The organism is Streptomyces sp. NPDC014727 (assembly GCF_043083485.1).
Classification (GTDB): domain Bacteria; phylum Actinomycetota; class Actinomycetes; order Streptomycetales; family Streptomycetaceae; genus Streptomyces.
On sequence record NZ_JBIBYR010000008.1, the window covers coordinates 85,224 to 101,310 of the forward strand.

Annotated in this window: 13 protein-coding genes and 1 pseudogene; 6 read left to right on the top strand and 8 right to left on the bottom strand. The window is 69.1% G+C overall.

The genetic code is table 11. From position 1 onward, the window contains the following. Nucleotides 1-33 precede the first annotated feature (33 nt). Both ACF1B9_RS15115 and ACF1B9_RS15120 read right to left on the bottom strand, forming a co-directional pair. Entirely contained in the window at nt 34-1,113 is a 1,080-nt protein-coding gene (locus tag ACF1B9_RS15115; protein ID WP_391745196.1) for a hydrogenase expression protein HypE, read from the bottom strand. 48 nt (nt 1,114-1,161) lie between these two features. After that, nucleotides 1,162-2,961, bottom strand: coding sequence for a hydrogenase maturation protein (locus tag ACF1B9_RS15120; RefSeq protein ID WP_391745237.1), 1,800 nt, complete (start codon nt 2,959-2,961; stop codon nt 1,162-1,164). Nucleotides 2,962-3,518: 557 nt separating this feature from the next. Here ACF1B9_RS15120 and ACF1B9_RS15125 point away from each other — a divergent pair. Both ACF1B9_RS15125 and ACF1B9_RS15130 read left to right on the top strand, forming a co-directional pair. Further along, nucleotides 3,519-5,552, top strand: coding sequence for a transglycosylase domain-containing protein (locus tag ACF1B9_RS15125; RefSeq protein ID WP_391745197.1), 2,034 nt, complete (start codon nt 3,519-3,521; stop codon nt 5,550-5,552). Further along, nucleotides 5,549-6,847, top strand: a complete 1,299-nt coding sequence (locus tag ACF1B9_RS15130; protein WP_391745199.1) for a hypothetical protein — start codon at nt 5,549-5,551, stop codon at nt 6,845-6,847. Before ACF1B9_RS15125 ends, ACF1B9_RS15130 begins: the two co-directional genes overlap by 4 nt. Before the next feature lie 111 nt (nt 6,848-6,958). Here the strand turns inward: ACF1B9_RS15130 and ACF1B9_RS15135 are convergent, their stop codons facing one another. Genes ACF1B9_RS15135 through ACF1B9_RS15145 form a run of 3 tightly spaced genes read right to left on the bottom strand, consistent with a single transcriptional unit; the run spans nt 6,959 to nt 9,717 of the window. Next, nucleotides 6,959-7,996 (bottom strand): ABC transporter substrate-binding protein, encoded by a 1,038-nt coding sequence (locus ACF1B9_RS15135; protein WP_391745201.1) that lies wholly within the window; start codon nt 7,994-7,996, stop codon nt 6,959-6,961. Nucleotides 7,997-8,048: 52 nt separating this feature from the next. After that, nucleotides 8,049-8,912, bottom strand: a complete 864-nt coding sequence (locus ACF1B9_RS15140) for an ABC transporter permease (protein ID WP_391745203.1) — start codon at nt 8,910-8,912, stop codon at nt 8,049-8,051. After that, entirely contained in the window at nt 8,902-9,717 is an 816-nt protein-coding gene (locus tag ACF1B9_RS15145; protein WP_391745205.1) for an ABC transporter ATP-binding protein, read from the bottom strand. Before ACF1B9_RS15145 ends, ACF1B9_RS15140 begins: the two co-directional genes overlap by 11 nt. A 218-nt stretch (nt 9,718-9,935) precedes the next feature. Between ACF1B9_RS15145 and ACF1B9_RS15150 the strand changes: the two genes are divergently transcribed. From ACF1B9_RS15150 to ACF1B9_RS15165, 4 genes are all read left to right on the top strand, one after another. Further along, nucleotides 9,936-11,534, top strand: a complete 1,599-nt coding sequence (locus tag ACF1B9_RS15150; protein WP_391745207.1) for an ATP-binding protein — start codon at nt 9,936-9,938, stop codon at nt 11,532-11,534. Continuing rightward, nucleotides 11,531-12,229, top strand: a complete 699-nt coding sequence (locus ACF1B9_RS15155; protein WP_391745208.1) for a response regulator — start codon at nt 11,531-11,533, stop codon at nt 12,227-12,229. The genes ACF1B9_RS15150 and ACF1B9_RS15155 overlap by 4 nt, the downstream gene beginning before the upstream one ends. A 344-nt stretch (nt 12,230-12,573) precedes the next feature. Next, a complete protein-coding gene (locus ACF1B9_RS15160) occupies nt 12,574-12,912 on the top strand; it encodes a DUF779 domain-containing protein (RefSeq protein WP_376271222.1) in 339 nt (112 codons plus the stop codon). Nucleotides 12,913-13,090: 178 nt separating this feature from the next. Then, complete coding sequence (locus ACF1B9_RS15165) at nt 13,091-14,101, top strand: alpha/beta fold hydrolase (RefSeq protein WP_391745210.1); 1,011 nt, start codon at nt 13,091-13,093, stop codon at nt 14,099-14,101. Nucleotides 14,102-14,483: 382 nt separating this feature from the next. On the opposite strand, the gene ACF1B9_RS15170 is transcribed toward ACF1B9_RS15165, so the two are convergent. The 3 genes and pseudogenes from ACF1B9_RS15170 to ACF1B9_RS15180 all read right to left on the bottom strand — a co-directional run. Next, nucleotides 14,484-14,678 (bottom strand): hypothetical protein, encoded by a 195-nt coding sequence (locus ACF1B9_RS15170; RefSeq protein ID WP_391745212.1) that lies wholly within the window; start codon nt 14,676-14,678, stop codon nt 14,484-14,486. A 110-nt stretch (nt 14,679-14,788) separates the two neighbouring features. Further along, on the bottom strand, nt 14,789-15,730 hold the full coding sequence (locus tag ACF1B9_RS15175) for a phosphatidylinositol-specific phospholipase C/glycerophosphodiester phosphodiesterase family protein (RefSeq protein ID WP_391745214.1): 942 nt from the start codon (nt 15,728-15,730) through the stop codon (nt 14,789-14,791). Continuing rightward, nucleotides 15,661-16,056, bottom strand: a pseudogene (locus ACF1B9_RS15180) (RICIN domain-containing protein); the annotation flags it as partial. The gene ACF1B9_RS15175 and the pseudogene ACF1B9_RS15180, both read right to left, overlap by 70 nt. Nucleotides 16,057-16,087 lie beyond the last annotated feature (31 nt).

The window sequence follows — 16,087 nt, forward strand, 5'->3', positions numbered from 1 at the left end:
AGGTGTGCGGTGCGGTCGGTGTGTTGGGCGTGGTCACCACGGGGGCCGGTAGCCGGTGCTCAGCCGGCCCCGCTTGTGCCGCCACTTCGGCTCCTTGTCCACGGTCTTCGCCGTGATCGTCCGGAGTCTGCGGACGACCGCCCCGTACGCGCCACTGGCGGTGCTGGAGAGCTTGGCGCCCGGGGGTTCGTCCATGAACGGCATGAACTTGTCGGGGAAGCCCGGCATGGTGCAGGCGATGCAGATGCCGCCGACGTTCGGACAGCCTCCGATGCCGTTCATCCAGCCGCGCTTGGGTACGTTGCACTTGACGACGGGCCCCCAACAGCCGATCTTGACCAGGCACTTGGGCGAGTCGTAGGTCTCGGCGAACTCGCCCTGCTCGTAGTAGCCGGCCCGGTCGCACCCTTCGTGCACGGTGGCGCCGAACAGCCAGGTCGGCCGGAGTTTGTCGTCGAGCGGGATCATCGGAGCGGCTCCCGCCGCCTGGTACAGCAGATACGTCAGGGTCTCCGAGAAGTTGTCCGGCTGGATCGGGCAGCCGGGCACGCACACGATCGGGATACCGGCCTTCGACCTCCAGTCCCAGCCGAGGTAGTCGGGCACGCCCATGGCGCCCGTCGGGTTACCGGCCATCGCGTGGATCCCGCCGTACGTGGCGCAGGTGCCGATGGCGACGACGGCCAGGGCCTTGGGCGCCAGCCGGTCGATCCATTCGCTGGTGGTGATCGGCTGGCCGGTCTCCGGATTGTCGCCGAAGCCGCACCAGTACCCCTCGGGCTTGATCGTCTCGTTCGGGATGGAACCCTCGACGACCAGCACGAACGGATCGATCTCGCCGCGCTCGCCCTTGAAGAACCACTCGATGAACGTGTCCGCACCACCCACCGGACCGGATTCGAAGTCGATCAGTGGCCAGTGGACCTCGACCTTGGGCAGGCCGGGCAGCGCACCGGTCACGATCTCCTCGATGCTCGGCTGCATCGCGGCGGTGAGGGCCACCGAGTCGCCGTCACAGCTCAGCCCCGCGTTGATCCAGAGGATGTGGATCGGGGAGTCCTCCTCGGTGGCCGCGGCCGGTGCGTCCACGGTGTTCGACGTTGCTGCATCCATGAGGATGCCTCCCTGGAAAGAGACACACGAAGGCCGGCGGATCGGCCTTCACTGTTCTTCGTAGCAAGCGCTCGGTGCGGGTGCCTCACGGTGCGCCGCCAGTGCGGTGACGCCGTCCTTCCCACGGGACCGGCCGGTCGCGGGCGGGGCGAGGTGTTCCGGCTGCTCTGCCGGGGGATTCTTGAGCACGAACGCGTGCCGAAGTGCGTGGTAGGAGGACCGCGGGTCGAAGAAGATCCGCCGCATCTCGGCCAACTCCGCCGCCCGGTGGTCGGCCAGCGGTCTGCGGGCCTCGTCCCGGTCCCGTTCGGACTTCTTGGCGGCGATGCGTGACAGGGCCGTCGGCGACTCGGCGAGCCGGCTCGCCAGCCGTACGACCTCGCCCGCGAAGGACTGCGCGTCGCAGTCGACCGTCCGGTCGGCCAGACCGAGCCGCACGGCGGACTCGGCGCTCACCGGCAGCGCCCGCCCGGTGAGGCGCTCGGCGGTGGCCTCCCCCACCCGGCGTGGCAACGTGTACGTCCAGTACTCGGAGCCGTACAGCCCCATCAGGCGGTAGTGCGGGTTCAGCACCGCTCCCGACCTGCACCAGACCTCGTCCGCCGCGAGCGCGAGCATGACCCCGCCCGCGGCCGCGTTGCCGCCGATCGCGGAGACCACGAGCCGGTCGGTGGTGGTCAGTACGGACTCCACGAGGTCGTCCATGGCGTTGATGTTCGCCCAGGACTCCTCGCCGGGGTCGGCGGCGGCCTCGATGACGTTGAGGTGGATCCCGTTGGAGAAGAAGTCCCGGGCGCCGCCCAGCACCAGTACCGAGGTGGGACGTCGACAGGCCAGCCGGTAGGCGTCGTGCAGGCGCCGGCACTGCGTCGTGCTCATCGCGCCTCCGGGGAAGGAGAACCTGAGGAAACCGGCCTGTCCTACCTCGTGGTAGCCGATGTCGCTCCAGCCGCGTCCGCGTTCCTCGGCATACAGCGGCGCAGGGTGCTCCGGCAGGGCGGGCAGACGTCCGGCGAGAGCCGTCACAGCCGGCAGTTTGAACGTGGCGTCACCGCCCGGCCTGCGGCGCGGGCGAAGTTCGGGGATCCACACCGCGCCGTCGGTCGTCGCGCGGCAGACGGCCTCCCCGCGTACGGCCACCAGTTCGCCCGGCCTGCCGCGCAGTTCGTGCTCGGGGTGTCCCCCGTGCAGGAACCACTCGCCCCCGAGCAGGTCGTCGAGCACCCCGGGGCAGGAGTCGGCGGCCCGCAGCTTGCACAGGACCGTCGCCGTGGAGTCCGACCGCCAGTCGATGCGGCGGTGCTCCTGGCGGAGGAACGGCCGGGTGCGGATGCGCAGCTCCTTGTCGCCGCCGGTCTGCGGACGGGGAACATACGTGCCGGACGCGAAGCGCTCGACGGCGCGGTGCACGGCCCGCGACGCGGCGTCGGAGACCTCGTTGCGATACAGGTCGCTCTTGCCCACCGCAGGAACCGGAAAGGTCTCCGAGGCCCAGATGTCCCCGGCATCCATCTCCTCGCCGGCCTGCAGGACGGTCACGCCCCAGGTGTCCGCACCCTCCTGGACGGCCCGGTCGAGGGAGGACGGCCCGCGGTCGCCCGGGGGGCCGGGGTGGACGACCAGGCAGGTGTGCGCCGCCCATACGTCCCGAGGGATGGCGGTCTTCAGCAGCGGGGCCAGGATGAGGTCGGGCGCGAACTCGCGCACCGCCCCTCGCAGCGACACGTCGCGCGCGGGCGCGTCCGAAGTCGCGAGTTCCACCGCGACGGTGTGGCCGCGGTCCCTCAGTTCGGCATGAACACGTTGAGTGAGGCTGTTGAAGGCGCTCGCCACGAGCAGGATGTACACAACGGCCTCCCAACGCCCCGGTCCGTCCCGGTCCGGGTGGATTCCGATCATGCGATGGTCGGCCACTGACGGCATGTCATCACCATGCGACCGGCCGCGAAGTCACCCGAAAGCGAACGCATCGGCGACCACTCAGGGGAACCCGGGCGCGACCCCTTCCCATTCCGGGCCCAACTGCCCAGCCACCGGCGGCCGGTCGGGTCCGGGCTGCATGACCCGCCCCGGCGGCCTGTTATCTTTACGTGACTTCGCGACGCAACTCTCGGTCACGCTTTGGCCTTGGCTGTGGCGGAGTAGGTGAGGACGGAGTGAATGGCCGCCCTCCGGGCGTTTCGGTCCGATCAGCAGCCGCACGGCCTGAACTGAACCTGAGGTTGCACATGCCATACACCGGCCGGGACGAATGATTCCGCAGCCCGCCGATCGCGGGCGGACGTCCACAGGGCCCCGGGAGGTCCGGCCTGCACGGAGTGCGGCGGCGGACGAGCAGTGACCACTACACATGTACGGGCACGGTCGAAGTCAGCGGCCGGCCCGGCCTGTCATGGCTGGACGGAATGACACAGCACAACATATTCAGCAGAGCCGCGCATGGCGCTCGGTCCTTACTCGTCCCTGGGACGGGACGCCGGAAACAGGCGAAGCGGCCACGCCCTCGCCTCCCGCGCAGACCTGATTATCCGCGCGCGGGCCGAAGCGGCTGGAGGAGATGGGTGCCCTCCTGGCGGCTGGTCATGGGCTCGTTCCTGATGTTCGTCGCGACGCTCACGACCGTGGTGGGCATCGCCTACGCGCGGACGGACATCCCGGAGGACCTCAACGCCTTCGCCACCCAGCAGGACACCGTCTACTACTGGGCCGATGGTTCTCCCATGGCCCGTACGGGCTGGGTGAGCCGCCAGGAGATGCCCCTGTCCAAGATCCCCGACGATGTCCGATGGGCCGTACTGGCAGCGGAGAACGCCGACTTCTACTCGGATCACGGCATATCGGCCCAAGGGATCACCCGCGCGCTGTGGCGCACGGTAGGAGAGGGAGACACCCAGGGCGGCTCGACCATCACCCAGCAGTACGTCAAGAACGTCTACCTCTCGCAGGACCAGTCCTTCTCCCGCAAGTTCACCGAGATGCTGCTCGCGGTCAAGCTCGACCGTCGTGTGAGCAAGGACAAGATCCTTGAGGACTATCTGAACACCAGCTGGTTCGGCCGGGGCACCTATGGTCTCCAGCGCGCCGCCCAGGCGTACTACGGCAAGGAGGTCACGCAACTCGACGCCGGCGAGGGCGCGTTCCTCGCGTCACTGCTCAAAGGGGCCTCGCTCTACGATCCCGCCGTCAACCCCCGCAACCACGACCGCGCCGTCAAACGGTGGAAGTGGACGCTGGACCGCATGGTGGAGATCGGCAAGCTGAGCCCGGCCGAACGCGCCCGGTACACCACCTTTCCCGAGCCGAAGGCCCCTCACAAGCCGAACACCACGGCCGGACAGAGCGGTTATCTGCTCCAGCTCGCCGAGTCGTACGCCAAGCGCGCCGGGCACATCTCCGACGCACGCTTCGATCTCGGCGGCTACCAGATCTACACGACGTTCGAGAAGCCGCGGATGAAGGCCCTCGCACAGGCCGTGAAGGAGGCGAGCGAGACACTCGATCCCAAGCACCGCAAGGCCGATCGCCATGCCCGTTTCGGGGCCGCGTCCGTCGCCCCGGACGGCCGGATACTCGCCGTGTACGGCGGACCGGACTTCGAGCGTCAGGCCTTCAACGAGTCCAACGCGGGTACCGTCCCGGCCGGTTCGGCATTCACGCCCTTCGTCTACGCCGCGGGACTGGAGCACGGCGTCTCGCGCAAGCGCAACGGCCCCCGGACCGCCGTCACACCCTCGACCGTGTACGACGGTGACGACGACATCCCCCTCATGACCGCCGAGGGACCGTACTGGGATCGCAGCGGCAAGATGGTCAAGGGCCACAACGACGGCAACCGCTCCTACGGCCGGATCAGTCTGCACGACGCCATGGCGAAGTCCGTGGACTCCCCGTTCCTCCAGCTCGGCATGGATGCGGGACTGAAGCAGGTCCGGCGTACGGCCGAGGCGTCCGGACTGCTCCCGTCGAGCTTCGGTCCACCCGTCCCTTCCTTCTCAATGGGCAATTCCACACCGAGCGCCATACGTATGGCCGACGCCTACGGCATGTTCGCTGCGCACGGCATGCACACCGATCCGTACTCGGTCCGCAAGGTCACGCGCAACGGCGAGCCGGTCCGGCTCGATCTGCCGCGGGCGAAGCGCGCCGTACGCTCCGCCGTCGCCGACGAGGTCACCGCATCGCTCGCACGACCCGGCGGGGAGAACGGTGTCGCCTCCGGCTCACCGGTCGCCGCCAAGGCCGGAACCACCGAGGACGACACCGCGCGCTGGTACGTCGGATACGACCGGGTCGCATCCACGGCCGTGGTCATGTACCGCATGGACCTCACGAAGAGTCTCGCGCCTCTGCCGCTCAAGGGGGTCGGCGGCACCTCCGAGACCGGCAAGAAGCTCCCGACCCGGATCTGGAACACCTACACGGAAGCCATGACGAAGTGACAGACACCAGAGCAGAGCCCGTTGTTCGCCGAATACGGGCCCGGCTGACGCCCCGTGTCGTGCTCGGGCTCGCGGCATGCCTCGTGGCCTCGGGTACCGCGGTGCTCGTCCCGCTGGCATCCGGCGACTCGGACGGCCGGACACCGCAGCAGGGCACCAGCACCGTGGCCGCACCCACGCCCACCGCACGGGCGCATCGTGATGGGGACGGCAGGAGGACGGAGGAGAAGTGGGACGGGAAGGTCAGGATTCTGGGGGACGGATCCACGTCCTACACCGGTCCGCAGCCGCGTCAGTTGAAGGCCGAGCGCCTCAAGCCGGGTGAGAAGCCTCCCCAGTTCGTGGTGTTCTCGTGGGACGGCGCCCTGGAGGGCGACGATCGCATGTTCTCGCGCTTCCGCCGTGCGGCGAAGGAGAGCAACGCGCACATGACGTTCTTCCTCACCGGCATCTACCTGCTTCCGAAGGAGAAGAGGGACCTCTACGAACCACCCCAGCACAAACCCGGCGCGGCTGCGATCTCGTACCCGACGCGCGAGCACATCCGCATGACGCTGGAACAGCTCGGCGATGCCTGGCGGGAGGGGAACGAGATCGGGTCCCACTTCAACGGCCACTTCTGCGACAAGAAGGGCGGTGGGGACTGGAGCACGTCCGAGTGGATCAGTGAGATCAACCAGTTCTACTCCTTCGTACAGAACTGGAAGACGAACACGGGCTTCACCGACCTCGATCCGCTGCCGTTCGACCCGACCCGCGAGGTCGTCGGCGGGCGGGCTCCCTGTCTCGAAGGCCAGAAGACCCTTCTGCCCGCGACCAAGCCCTTCGGCTGGCGTTACGACGCCAGCTCCCCGGGGGACTTCCAGATCTGGCCGTCCAAGAAGAACGGTGTCTGGGACCTTCCCCTGCAGATGCTGCCGTTCCCCGGGAAGAACTTCCAGGTGCTTTCCATGGACTTCAACTTCCTCTACAACCAGTCGGAAGGCAGCACCGAGGGCGCCCCAGCGAAGTTCCCGACGTGGCGCAAGGAGGTCCGGGACTCCTATGTCGCCGGATTCGAGCGAGTGTTCAACGGCAGTCGCGCACCACTGTTCATCGGAAATCACTTCGAGGACTGGAACGGTGGGATCTACATGGACGCCGTCGAGGAGACGATGCGGGAGGTCTGCCCACGCAAGGAGGTGCGCTGCGTGTCCTTCCGTGAACTGACCGACTGGCTCGACGCGCAGGACCCCGAGGTCCTCGCCCAGTGGCGCACGCTCGACCCCGCCCAGCCGCCGAACTGGAAGCAGTAGGCGGACGGACGCGGGAGGCGGAGCTCCGGCCGGACGACTCGCATGACGTGACGAGTCGTTCAGTGCCGGGCTCCGCGGTCCGCCGGGTGCGGGCGTCGTCGACGCCCGAGGTCAGCCCGCCTTCTTGACGAACTCCGTCGTGTACGTCTTGTCGAGGTCCACCTTCGCGTTCTTCAGGTTCGGGTTGAAGGCCTTCAGGACCCGCTCGACGGTGGCGGGGCCGTCCGCGGGCATGACACCGTCCGTGGTGAACATGGGCAGGGTGCTCTTGATCGCCTCCGCGTAGAGAGCCTTGCCGCCTCCCTGGGCGTAGTCGGCGGGCATCTTCGCGGCGATCTCGTCCGCGCTGTGCGTGGACATCCACTTCAGCGTCTTGACGAAGGCGTTGGCCAGCTTCTGGACGGTCTCCTTGTGGCTGTTGACCCACTCCGTCTGCATGTAGAGGCTGGAGGACGGGTAGGGGCCGCCGAGCGCCTGCTGGGAACCCTCGGGGGTCCGCATGTCGATGAGGACCTTGCCGAGCTTCTTGTCCAGGATGGTGGCGACGGTCGGGTCGGTGGTCATGCCGCCCTGGATGGATCCCTGCTGAAGCGCGGAGATGAACGTCTGCCCCGCTCCGACGGCCACGGGCGTGAATTCGCTGGTCTGCACGTCATTGCTCACGGCAAGGTACTTCGTCAGGAAGTCGGTTGAGGAGCCGAGACCCGTCACTCCGAGCTTCTTGCCCTTGAAGTCCTTCGCCGACTTGATGTCACCCGCCGCCTGGTTCGAGACGATCTCGACCTCGCCTGGAGCATGGGAGAACTGGACGACCGACTCGACCTGCTTGCCCTTCACCTGAAGGTCGAGGGTGTGGTCGTAGAAGCCCACCGTGCCCTGGACATCGCCGGAGACCAGGGCCGTCTCCGCCTGGACGCCCGCGGGCTCGGTCAGGAGCTGGACCGACACGCCCTCCTCCTTGAAGTAGCCGAGCCGTTCGGTCAGCATCGCGGGCAGGTAGATGACCTTGTCCAGGCCCCCGACCATGATCTTGACCTTGTCGTTCTTGCCCCCGGAGGCCGAGGTGGAGTCGCCGCCGCAGGCGGTCAGGGTGGTCAGGGCGAGCGCGCCGGCGACGGCTACGGCCGAGATCCGGATGGATGTGCGCATCTGATTCACGTCCTTGTGAAGAAACGATTGGGTGTACGGATGACGGCGAGCGTCAGCGGGCGGAGTCGGCGTCGGCCGGCTTCCACCGGAAGAGCCGCTTCTCCAGGAAGGTCAACAGGCCTTCGGCCAGCAGCGCGACGATCGCGAGGATGACCATCGCGGCGTAGACACCGGCCGCGTTGAAGGTGCCCTGGGAAGCGGCGACCAGCAGTCCGAGCCCCTTGGTGGCGCCGATGTACTCGCCGACGATGGCGCCGATGAGCGCGAAGCCGAAGCTCACATGCAGGCTGGTGAAGATCCACGACGTGGCCGAGGGGATGACCACCTGAAGGGTCACCTGACGATTGCTGGCGCCCAGGATGCGGGAGTTGGCGACGAGATTGCGGTCGACCTCCCTGGCTCCCTGGAACGCGTTGAAGAAGACGGGGAAGAACACGAGGACGACCGCGGAGGCGACCTTCGAGGCCGGGCCGAGGCCGAACCAGATGAGGAAGATCGGGGCGAGCACGATGCGCGGCAGGGCGTTGAGCACCTTGATGTACGGGCCGAGGACGTCGGCGGCGAAGCGGACGCGGCCCAGCGCGATTCCGAGCAGCACACCGGCGATCACCCCGATGACCCAGCCGAGCAGCGCTTCGTAGAGCGTGTACCAGATCTGCTCCCACAGGGAGCCCTGGGCCGTGCCGTCGACGACCCAGGTGCGGATCTGCTCCCAGATCTTCGACGGCATGGAGAAGTTGAACGGGTCGATGACCGCGGTGCGGGCCAGCCACTCCCACAGCCCGATGACCGCGAGGAGCACGGCGACCCGGCTGCCGAGCACGAGGTACCTGCGGTTCCGGGCGGCCCGTGCCCGGGCCCGGGTCCGCTCGGTCTTGGTGACGACGGCTTGCGCGGTGATGGTGTCAGGCGACATCGAGCGCACCCCTTTCGCGGGTGATGCGGACCTCTTCGCCGAGCGAGGACCAGATCTCCCGGTAGATCTCGACGAACCGGGGCTCCAGGCGCACCTGCTCGACCTTGCGCGGGCGGGGCAGGTCGATCTCGAAGACCTCCTTGACGGTGGCCGGTCCCGCCGTCATGACCACGACCTTGTCGGCCAGCGCGATGGACTCCTCCAGGTCGTGGGTGACGAAGACGACGGAGGCGCCGGTGCCAGCCCACAGTTCCAGGAGTTCGTCCGACATCAGGGCCCTGGTCTGCACGTCGAGGGCGGAGAAGGGCTCGTCCATGAGCAGGATCTCGGGGTCGTTGACGAAGGTCGCCGCGAGGGCGACGCGCTTGCGCTGACCGCCGGACAGCTGGTGGGGATAGCGGTCCTCGAAGGAGGACAGCCCGACCCGGGCGAGCCACTCACGGGCCCGCTCCCTCGCCTCGGGCTTCGGTACGCCGCGGAAGCGGGGGCCCGCCATCACATTGGACAGGACGGTCCGCCAGGGGAAGACCGCGTCCTGCTGGAAGACGAAGCCGACCTTGTCGCCGATGCCGCGCACCGGTTCACCGCCCACCAGCACCTCGCCCTCGGTGGGCTCCTCCAGCCCGCTGACGAGCGTCAGGGTGGTCGACTTGCCGCATCCGGTCGGGCCCACGACGGCGACGAACTCGCCGCGCCCGATCGTGAGGTCCAGATCCCGTACGGCGGTGTGGAGCGTCCCCGACGGAGTCCGGAACGCTTTGCTCGCCCCCCGCAGCTCGATGGCGGGGCTCGTTTCGCTGTTCATGGAGCGGGACGCTAGGGGCGGGCCGGGAACGTGGGCACCCTTGCGCTCACAACTCCTGCTTCTGCCCATAACCCGCGGTTCTGCTCGTTTTGCTCGCGGTGCGACAACGAATACGCCACGAGGACTGGTCATGGGCGTCGGTGACGTTTACCTTGCGTTCACACGAGGACGAAACGGAGCATCAGGTTCCTGGTTGACGGAAGGCAGAGGGCGAGCGCATGCGGATTCACTGGCCCCGCCGTGTCTTCGCCCAGGTCCTGCTCACCCAGGTGGCCATCACCACGGGCGTGATCATGCTCGTGACCGGACTCTTCCTCGCGCCCTTGCGTCACCAGCTCGACGACCAGGCGATGCGTCAGGCCCTGTCCATCGCCCAGACCGCCGCCGCCGAACCCGGTCTGGTGCGCAATCTGATGAGTACCGACCCCACCCCCACGGGGCCGGTGCAGGCCGAGGCCGAGCGGATGCGGCGGGCCACCGGAGCGCTCTACATCGTGGTCATGGACACCCGCGGGGTGCGCTGGTCGCACACGGAGACCGAGCAGATCGGCAAGCACGTATCGACCGACCCCAGCACGGCGCTGGCCGGCCGGGAGATCATGCAGATCGACAACGGAACCCTGGGGCGCTCGGCACGCGCGAAGGTCCCGCTGCGGGACAGCGGACGCACCATCGTGGGCGCGGTCTCGGTGGGCATCGCCTACGACAGCGTCCACACGCGGCTGCTCGGAGCCATCCCTGGTCTGCTGCTCTACTCCGGGGCTGCGCTCGCCGCCGGTGTGCTGGCCGCGCTCGCCGTCTCCCGGCGGCTGCAGCGCAGCACCCACGGCCTCGCCTTCGCCGACATCTCCGCGTTGCTGGACGAGCGCGAGGCCATGCTGCACAGCATTCGCGAGGCGGTTCTCGCCCTCGACGCCCGGGGCCGGATCCGACTGCTCAACGACGAGGCGCAGCGGTTGCTGGAACTGGACCAGGAGGCCGTGGGACGCACGCTGGGCGAGGTGCTGCCGCCGGGCCGTACGTCGGAGGTGCTGGCGGGACGGGTCGACGGTGCCAACCTGATCACCGTCTGCAACGGTCGCGTGCTGATCGCCAACCGCATGCCCACCGGTGACGGCGGAGCCGTCGTCACCCTTCGCGACCGCACCGAGCTGGAGCTGCTCGGCCGCGAACTGGACTCCACGCACGGGCTGCTGGACGCGCTGCGCGCCCAGGACCACGAGCACGCGAACCGGCTGCACACCCTGCTCGGGCTGCTGGAGCTCGGACGGCACGAGGCCGCGGTGGAGTTCGTCGCGGAGGTGGCCAATGGTCACCGGGCCTCGGCGGAGCAGGTCGCGGAACGCGTCAACGATCCGCTGATCTCGGCGTTGCTGGTGGGCAAGTCGGCGATCGCGGCGGAGCGGGGCGCGTCCCTGCTCGTCTCGCCCGCCACCCGGCTCCCGGACGTGGTGGTGGACCCGCGCGATCTGGTGACGGTCCTCGGCAACCTCATCGACAACGCCCTGGACGTCGCCTCGCTCATCGAGGTCGAGCTGCTCGCCGAGGGCACCACCGTGGTCCTGCGGGTCAGCGACAACGGCCCCGGGGTGCCGCCCGACATGCGTGAGCACATCTTCACGGAGGGCTGGTCCACCAAGGAGTCCCCCGCGCACCGCGGACGCGGGCTCGGTCTGGCGCTGGTGCGCAGGCTGGCCGAGCGCTACGGTGGCGCGGCTCGCGTCACGGCCCGGGCCGGTGGTGGCGCCGTCTTCACCGTCGTCCTGCCCGAGGCACTCAGCGTCCGGCCGCTGACCGAAGTGGGAGATTTGCGATGATCGATGTCCTGGTGGTGGACGACGACTTCCGTGTCGCCGAGATCAACGCCGCCTATGTGGCGAAGGTTCCCGGTTTCCGCGTCATCTCGCGTGCGCACAGCGCCGCGCAGGCGCTGGCCTTCCTGGAGCGCGAACAGGTCGACCTCGTCCTTCTCGATCACTATCTTCCGGACGAAACGGGGCTGACCCTGGTCCGGCGGCTGCGCCAGCTCGGCCATCCGGCCGATGTGATCATGGTGACTGCGGCCCGTGACATATCGACCGTCCGGACCGCGATGCGGTACGGCGCGCTGCAGTACCTGGTCAAGCCGTTCAGCTTCGCCGGTCTGCGGTCCAAGCTGGAGAGCTACGCCACCCTGCGCCGGACCCTCGAAGGCGTGGGGAGTGGTCGCGGCGAGGCAGGCCAGGAGCAGGTCGACCAGATCTTCAGCGCGCTGCGCACGGCGGAGTCCGGCCCCGCGGCGGGTCTGCCCAAGGGTCACTCGGCACCCACGGCCGACGTCATCCGCCATGTCCTGTCGGCCGCCGACGAGCCACTGTCCGCACACGAGGTCGCCGCACGGGCGGGCCTGAGCCGCTCCACCGCCCAGCGGTACCTCAAGTACCTGGAGGGCGCGGGCCGCATCAGCCTCAGCCTCAAGTACGGTGACACCGGCCGGCCCGAACACCGTTACGCCTGGTCGAAGGCGAGCTGAGGGGAACATCCGGCGAGCACCACCGTCGTCAGCGTGAGGAGAACCGGGGCCGCGCCCGGGTGCGGCCGCTCGACCGCCGTCCGTGCCGGCGGGGCAGGCCGAAGGCGGATCGATACCTGCGGCCGACGGGGAATGACGGTCGGACCACTGCGTTCGCTGGCCCCTTGCCGAACCGAACCGGGCTGGTAGCGTTCGCACCGATCGTCCCAGCCGACCGGTGCGCCATCCGATGCGACAAGGGCGGATGAATGAACCGAGACGAGACGCAGGATCCGTTCCCGGGCCGGCCGGACGAAGATCCCCCGACGAGGGCGTCCACGACTAGCCGGCCGGACGCGCCGCCGGTGGAACTCACCCCCGCGGCCGCGGATCTGGTGCGCCGGCTGCGCGAGACGCACGGCCCGTTGATGTTCCATCAGTCGGGCGGTTGTTGCGACGGCAGTGCGCCCATGTGCTACCAGGACGGCGAGTTCCGCACCGGCGGCTCCGACGTGCTGTTGGCCTCGCTCGACGTCGACGGGGTGTCGGAGCGTGTGCCGTTCTGGATGTCGAGGAGTCAGTTCGAGGTGTGGGCCCACACACGGCTGATCATCGATGTGGTGGAGGGGCGGGGCAGCGGATTCTCCCTGGAGGCCCCGGAGGGCGTGCGCTTCCTGATCCGTTCCCGGCTGGTCGGGTCCTGAGGAGGCGCCGCGCACCCGCCATTTGCCGGAGTGGCAAGAATGCTTGTGGGTACGGCGGCGCAGGCCGAATGATCGTTGCACAGGTGGAACCGATGGGCGGGGCGTACCCGGTCGGGTGCCCCGTGCCGCTCGGCGACCACCTCGCACGACATCCGGACGCACCCACGAGGAGAAGCACATGCCATCCACCGATCCGCACACCGCTTCGCTGCCGGACGCCGTCCACCGGCTGGTGGAGGTGCCCGGAGGGCGTATCCATCTGGTGGAGCAGGGCACCGGCCCGCTGGTCCTGCTGATCCACGGCTTCCCCGAGTCGTGGTACTCGTGGCGCCACCAGTTGCCGGCCATCGCCGCGGCGGGCTTTCGCGCCGTCGCCGTCGATGTGCGTGGCTACGGACGCTCGTCGAAGCCCGGTGAGGCGGCGGCGTACCGGATGGCGGACCACGTCGCCGACAATGTCGGCGTCGTCCACGCACTCGGTGAACGGTCCGCGACGATCGTGGGCCACGACTGGGGTTCGACGATCGCGGCCGACAGCGCGCTGCTCATGCCCGAGATCTTCACCTCCGTGGCCCTGCTCAGCGTGCCCTACGCACCGCGGAACGGTCACCGGCCGACCGAGGTCTTCAGCCGCATCGGTGGTGACGAGGAGTTCTACGTCAGCTACTTCCAGAGCCCGGGACGGGCCGAGGCGGAGATCGAACCCGATGTGCGCGGCTGGCTGGCCGGGTTCTACGCCGGGCTCTCCGCCGACACGATGCCGTCGGGCGGTGAGGGCAGTCTCTTCTTCGTCCCGCCGAAGGCACGGCTCCGCGACCGGTTCCCCTCCGGCGCCCGCCCTTCCTGGCTGAGCGAGGCCGATCTCGATTTCTACGCGGCGGAGTTCGAGCGGACCGGCCTGACCGGGGCGCTCAACAGGTACCGCAACGTCGACCGTGACTGGGAGGACCTCGCGGCCTGGGACGGCGCGCCGATCGCACAGCCCTCGCTGTTCATCGGCGGGGAACTCGACGCGTCGACCACCTGGATGGCCGACGCCGTCGAGAGCTTCCCCGAGACCCTGCCCGGTCTGGTCTCCTCCCACATCCTGCGGGGGTGCGGGCACTGGATCCAGCAGGAGCGCGCCGCCGACGTCAACCGGCTGCTCACCGAATGGCTGGGGTCGCCTCAGGTGCGCGCCGCCGGCTGAGCCCGGGGGCGGACCCGGTCACTCCGTGTCCCGAACCGCGACGATTCCGTTGAACACGTCCACGTACGCCGTTCCATCGGGACCGATCGTGATCGGCGCCCAGTTGTTTCGTACGAGGGGCCTGTGCCGGTGAGCTTCTTCCAACGGCGTTCGCCGGTGCGGAAGTCCACTGCGGTGAGGTACCAGGCGTCGATGCCGCTCGTGCCAGCCGTCGAACGCTCTGCGGGGCGTGTGCGCCGGGCGCAGGAGGTGGCGCGGGCGATCGTCCTCGACGGGCGCAATCGCGGCCTGGGCCGGGGCCCGGGACCGTCCGCCGGCCGCACTCCACGAGATGTCCGGTGGCTGCGCCCGCCGGACCCGGCCACCGGACGGGACGCCGAAGTCAGGGCGTGAGGCCGCTGACGACGTCGGCCGTGGCCGTCAGCCCGTTCTGAATGGTCGGCGCCATGCTCGTCCCCGCGAGGAAGAACCCGAGCATGGCGCAGACCACCGCGTGTGAGATCTTCAGCCCTCCATTACGGAGGAAGATCACCGCAAGGATCAGCAGAAGCAACACCAGTGAGATCGAAATAGCCATGGCCAACCTCCTCAGCCGCGCCGGAATTGCGGCATTCGGCCGCCAGTGTGGCGCAGCGAGGAGGCCATCCGGCGGACTGGCGTGTCCGCCATACGGGTGTTGACTGACTGTCACATCGCGATCGATACGCCCGGTCCGCCACCGAGGGGCGCGGTGCCGGTCCGGGCGTCCCTGTCATGGGTATGCAGGAAGTGCTCCAGCCCCGCCAGGTCGTCGGTGTTGAGGTGGTCGACGTCGGCCGCCAGCAGTTCGGTCCACACGGCGTCGCGCTCAGGCCCCGGCACGTCGGGCGTGGCCCAGAAGCGGACGCGTCGGCCGCCCTGGTGGGCCGCGGCGACGAGGGAACGCAGTTTGTCGCGTTCGGCCGCGGGGAAAGGGCCCACTCCGCGCCAGACGAAGCTGTCGCTCCAGCTGCCGCTGATGAGCGGGATGAACGAGGCGTCGGCCGCGGGCCCGAGGTCGTCGGGCCGGCCGTCGTAGAAGGCGTACCGGGTGCGCTGCGCCTCCATCGGGACGCGGGCGGCGCGGTCACCGGAGACGACGGCCGTGATCGCTCCGGGTCGCACCCGGCCGTGATGATACGTCGTCAACATCCCTCGGTAGTTGCGCAGTTGCCGGTCCAGTTCGAGGTAGGCGGCCGCCCCGTCGGTCTTGATGTCGATCAGCAGCTGCACGGAATCGTGGTAGCCGGGGTGGACGGTGCCGTGCTGGGCCCGGACCCTGCCCAGCAGCGGGTCGAGGTAGAGCGAGGCGAGGGTTCGGGCGGGGTCGAGGTCGGCTACCTCGTGGGCGACCAGCAGCTCCCCGTCCACCAGGAAGACGTCGGCCTCGACGCTGGTGAAACCGTGGGCGAGTGCGTCGTACAGGGGGTGCGTGTGCAGATAGTCGTTGTGTGCGTGGGCCCGGCGCAACGGGCGCGGGCGGCGCCTGCCCGCGCCCGAGGGCGCGGCTGACGCATCGGACGCGGCAGCCGTCTGCAGAGTCAGCACCGCACCTGCCGCCACGGTGGCGAGCGCGGTGCTGACGACGCTTCGACGGGTCGGGAACGCCATGGGTTCTCCCGGGGACGAGGGGTGGGCCGGTCGGCCGGACGCGACCGAGTATGGAACCGGATTTCCCTCGACGGGGCCCCACCGCACAAGAGTTGACCGGATCGTCCCGCCTTCGTCGCCTGCTGTTCCCCGGGTCGGACCGGGACGGCCCAGCGTCGGTTGGCGCCGCCGCCGCAGGTGTGGACGATGAGCGGGGCGCCGTTGGCACTGCCGCCTCCGCAGGCGTCGAGGCACTGCCCGGTGGCGGGATTCACCAGGGCCGTGCCGCTCAATTGCCACTGCTGGGCGGCCGAGCCGGACGACGACGCGTGCTCTGCGCATGTCCCACTCCTCTTGCCCGACGGACCGAATGACCAA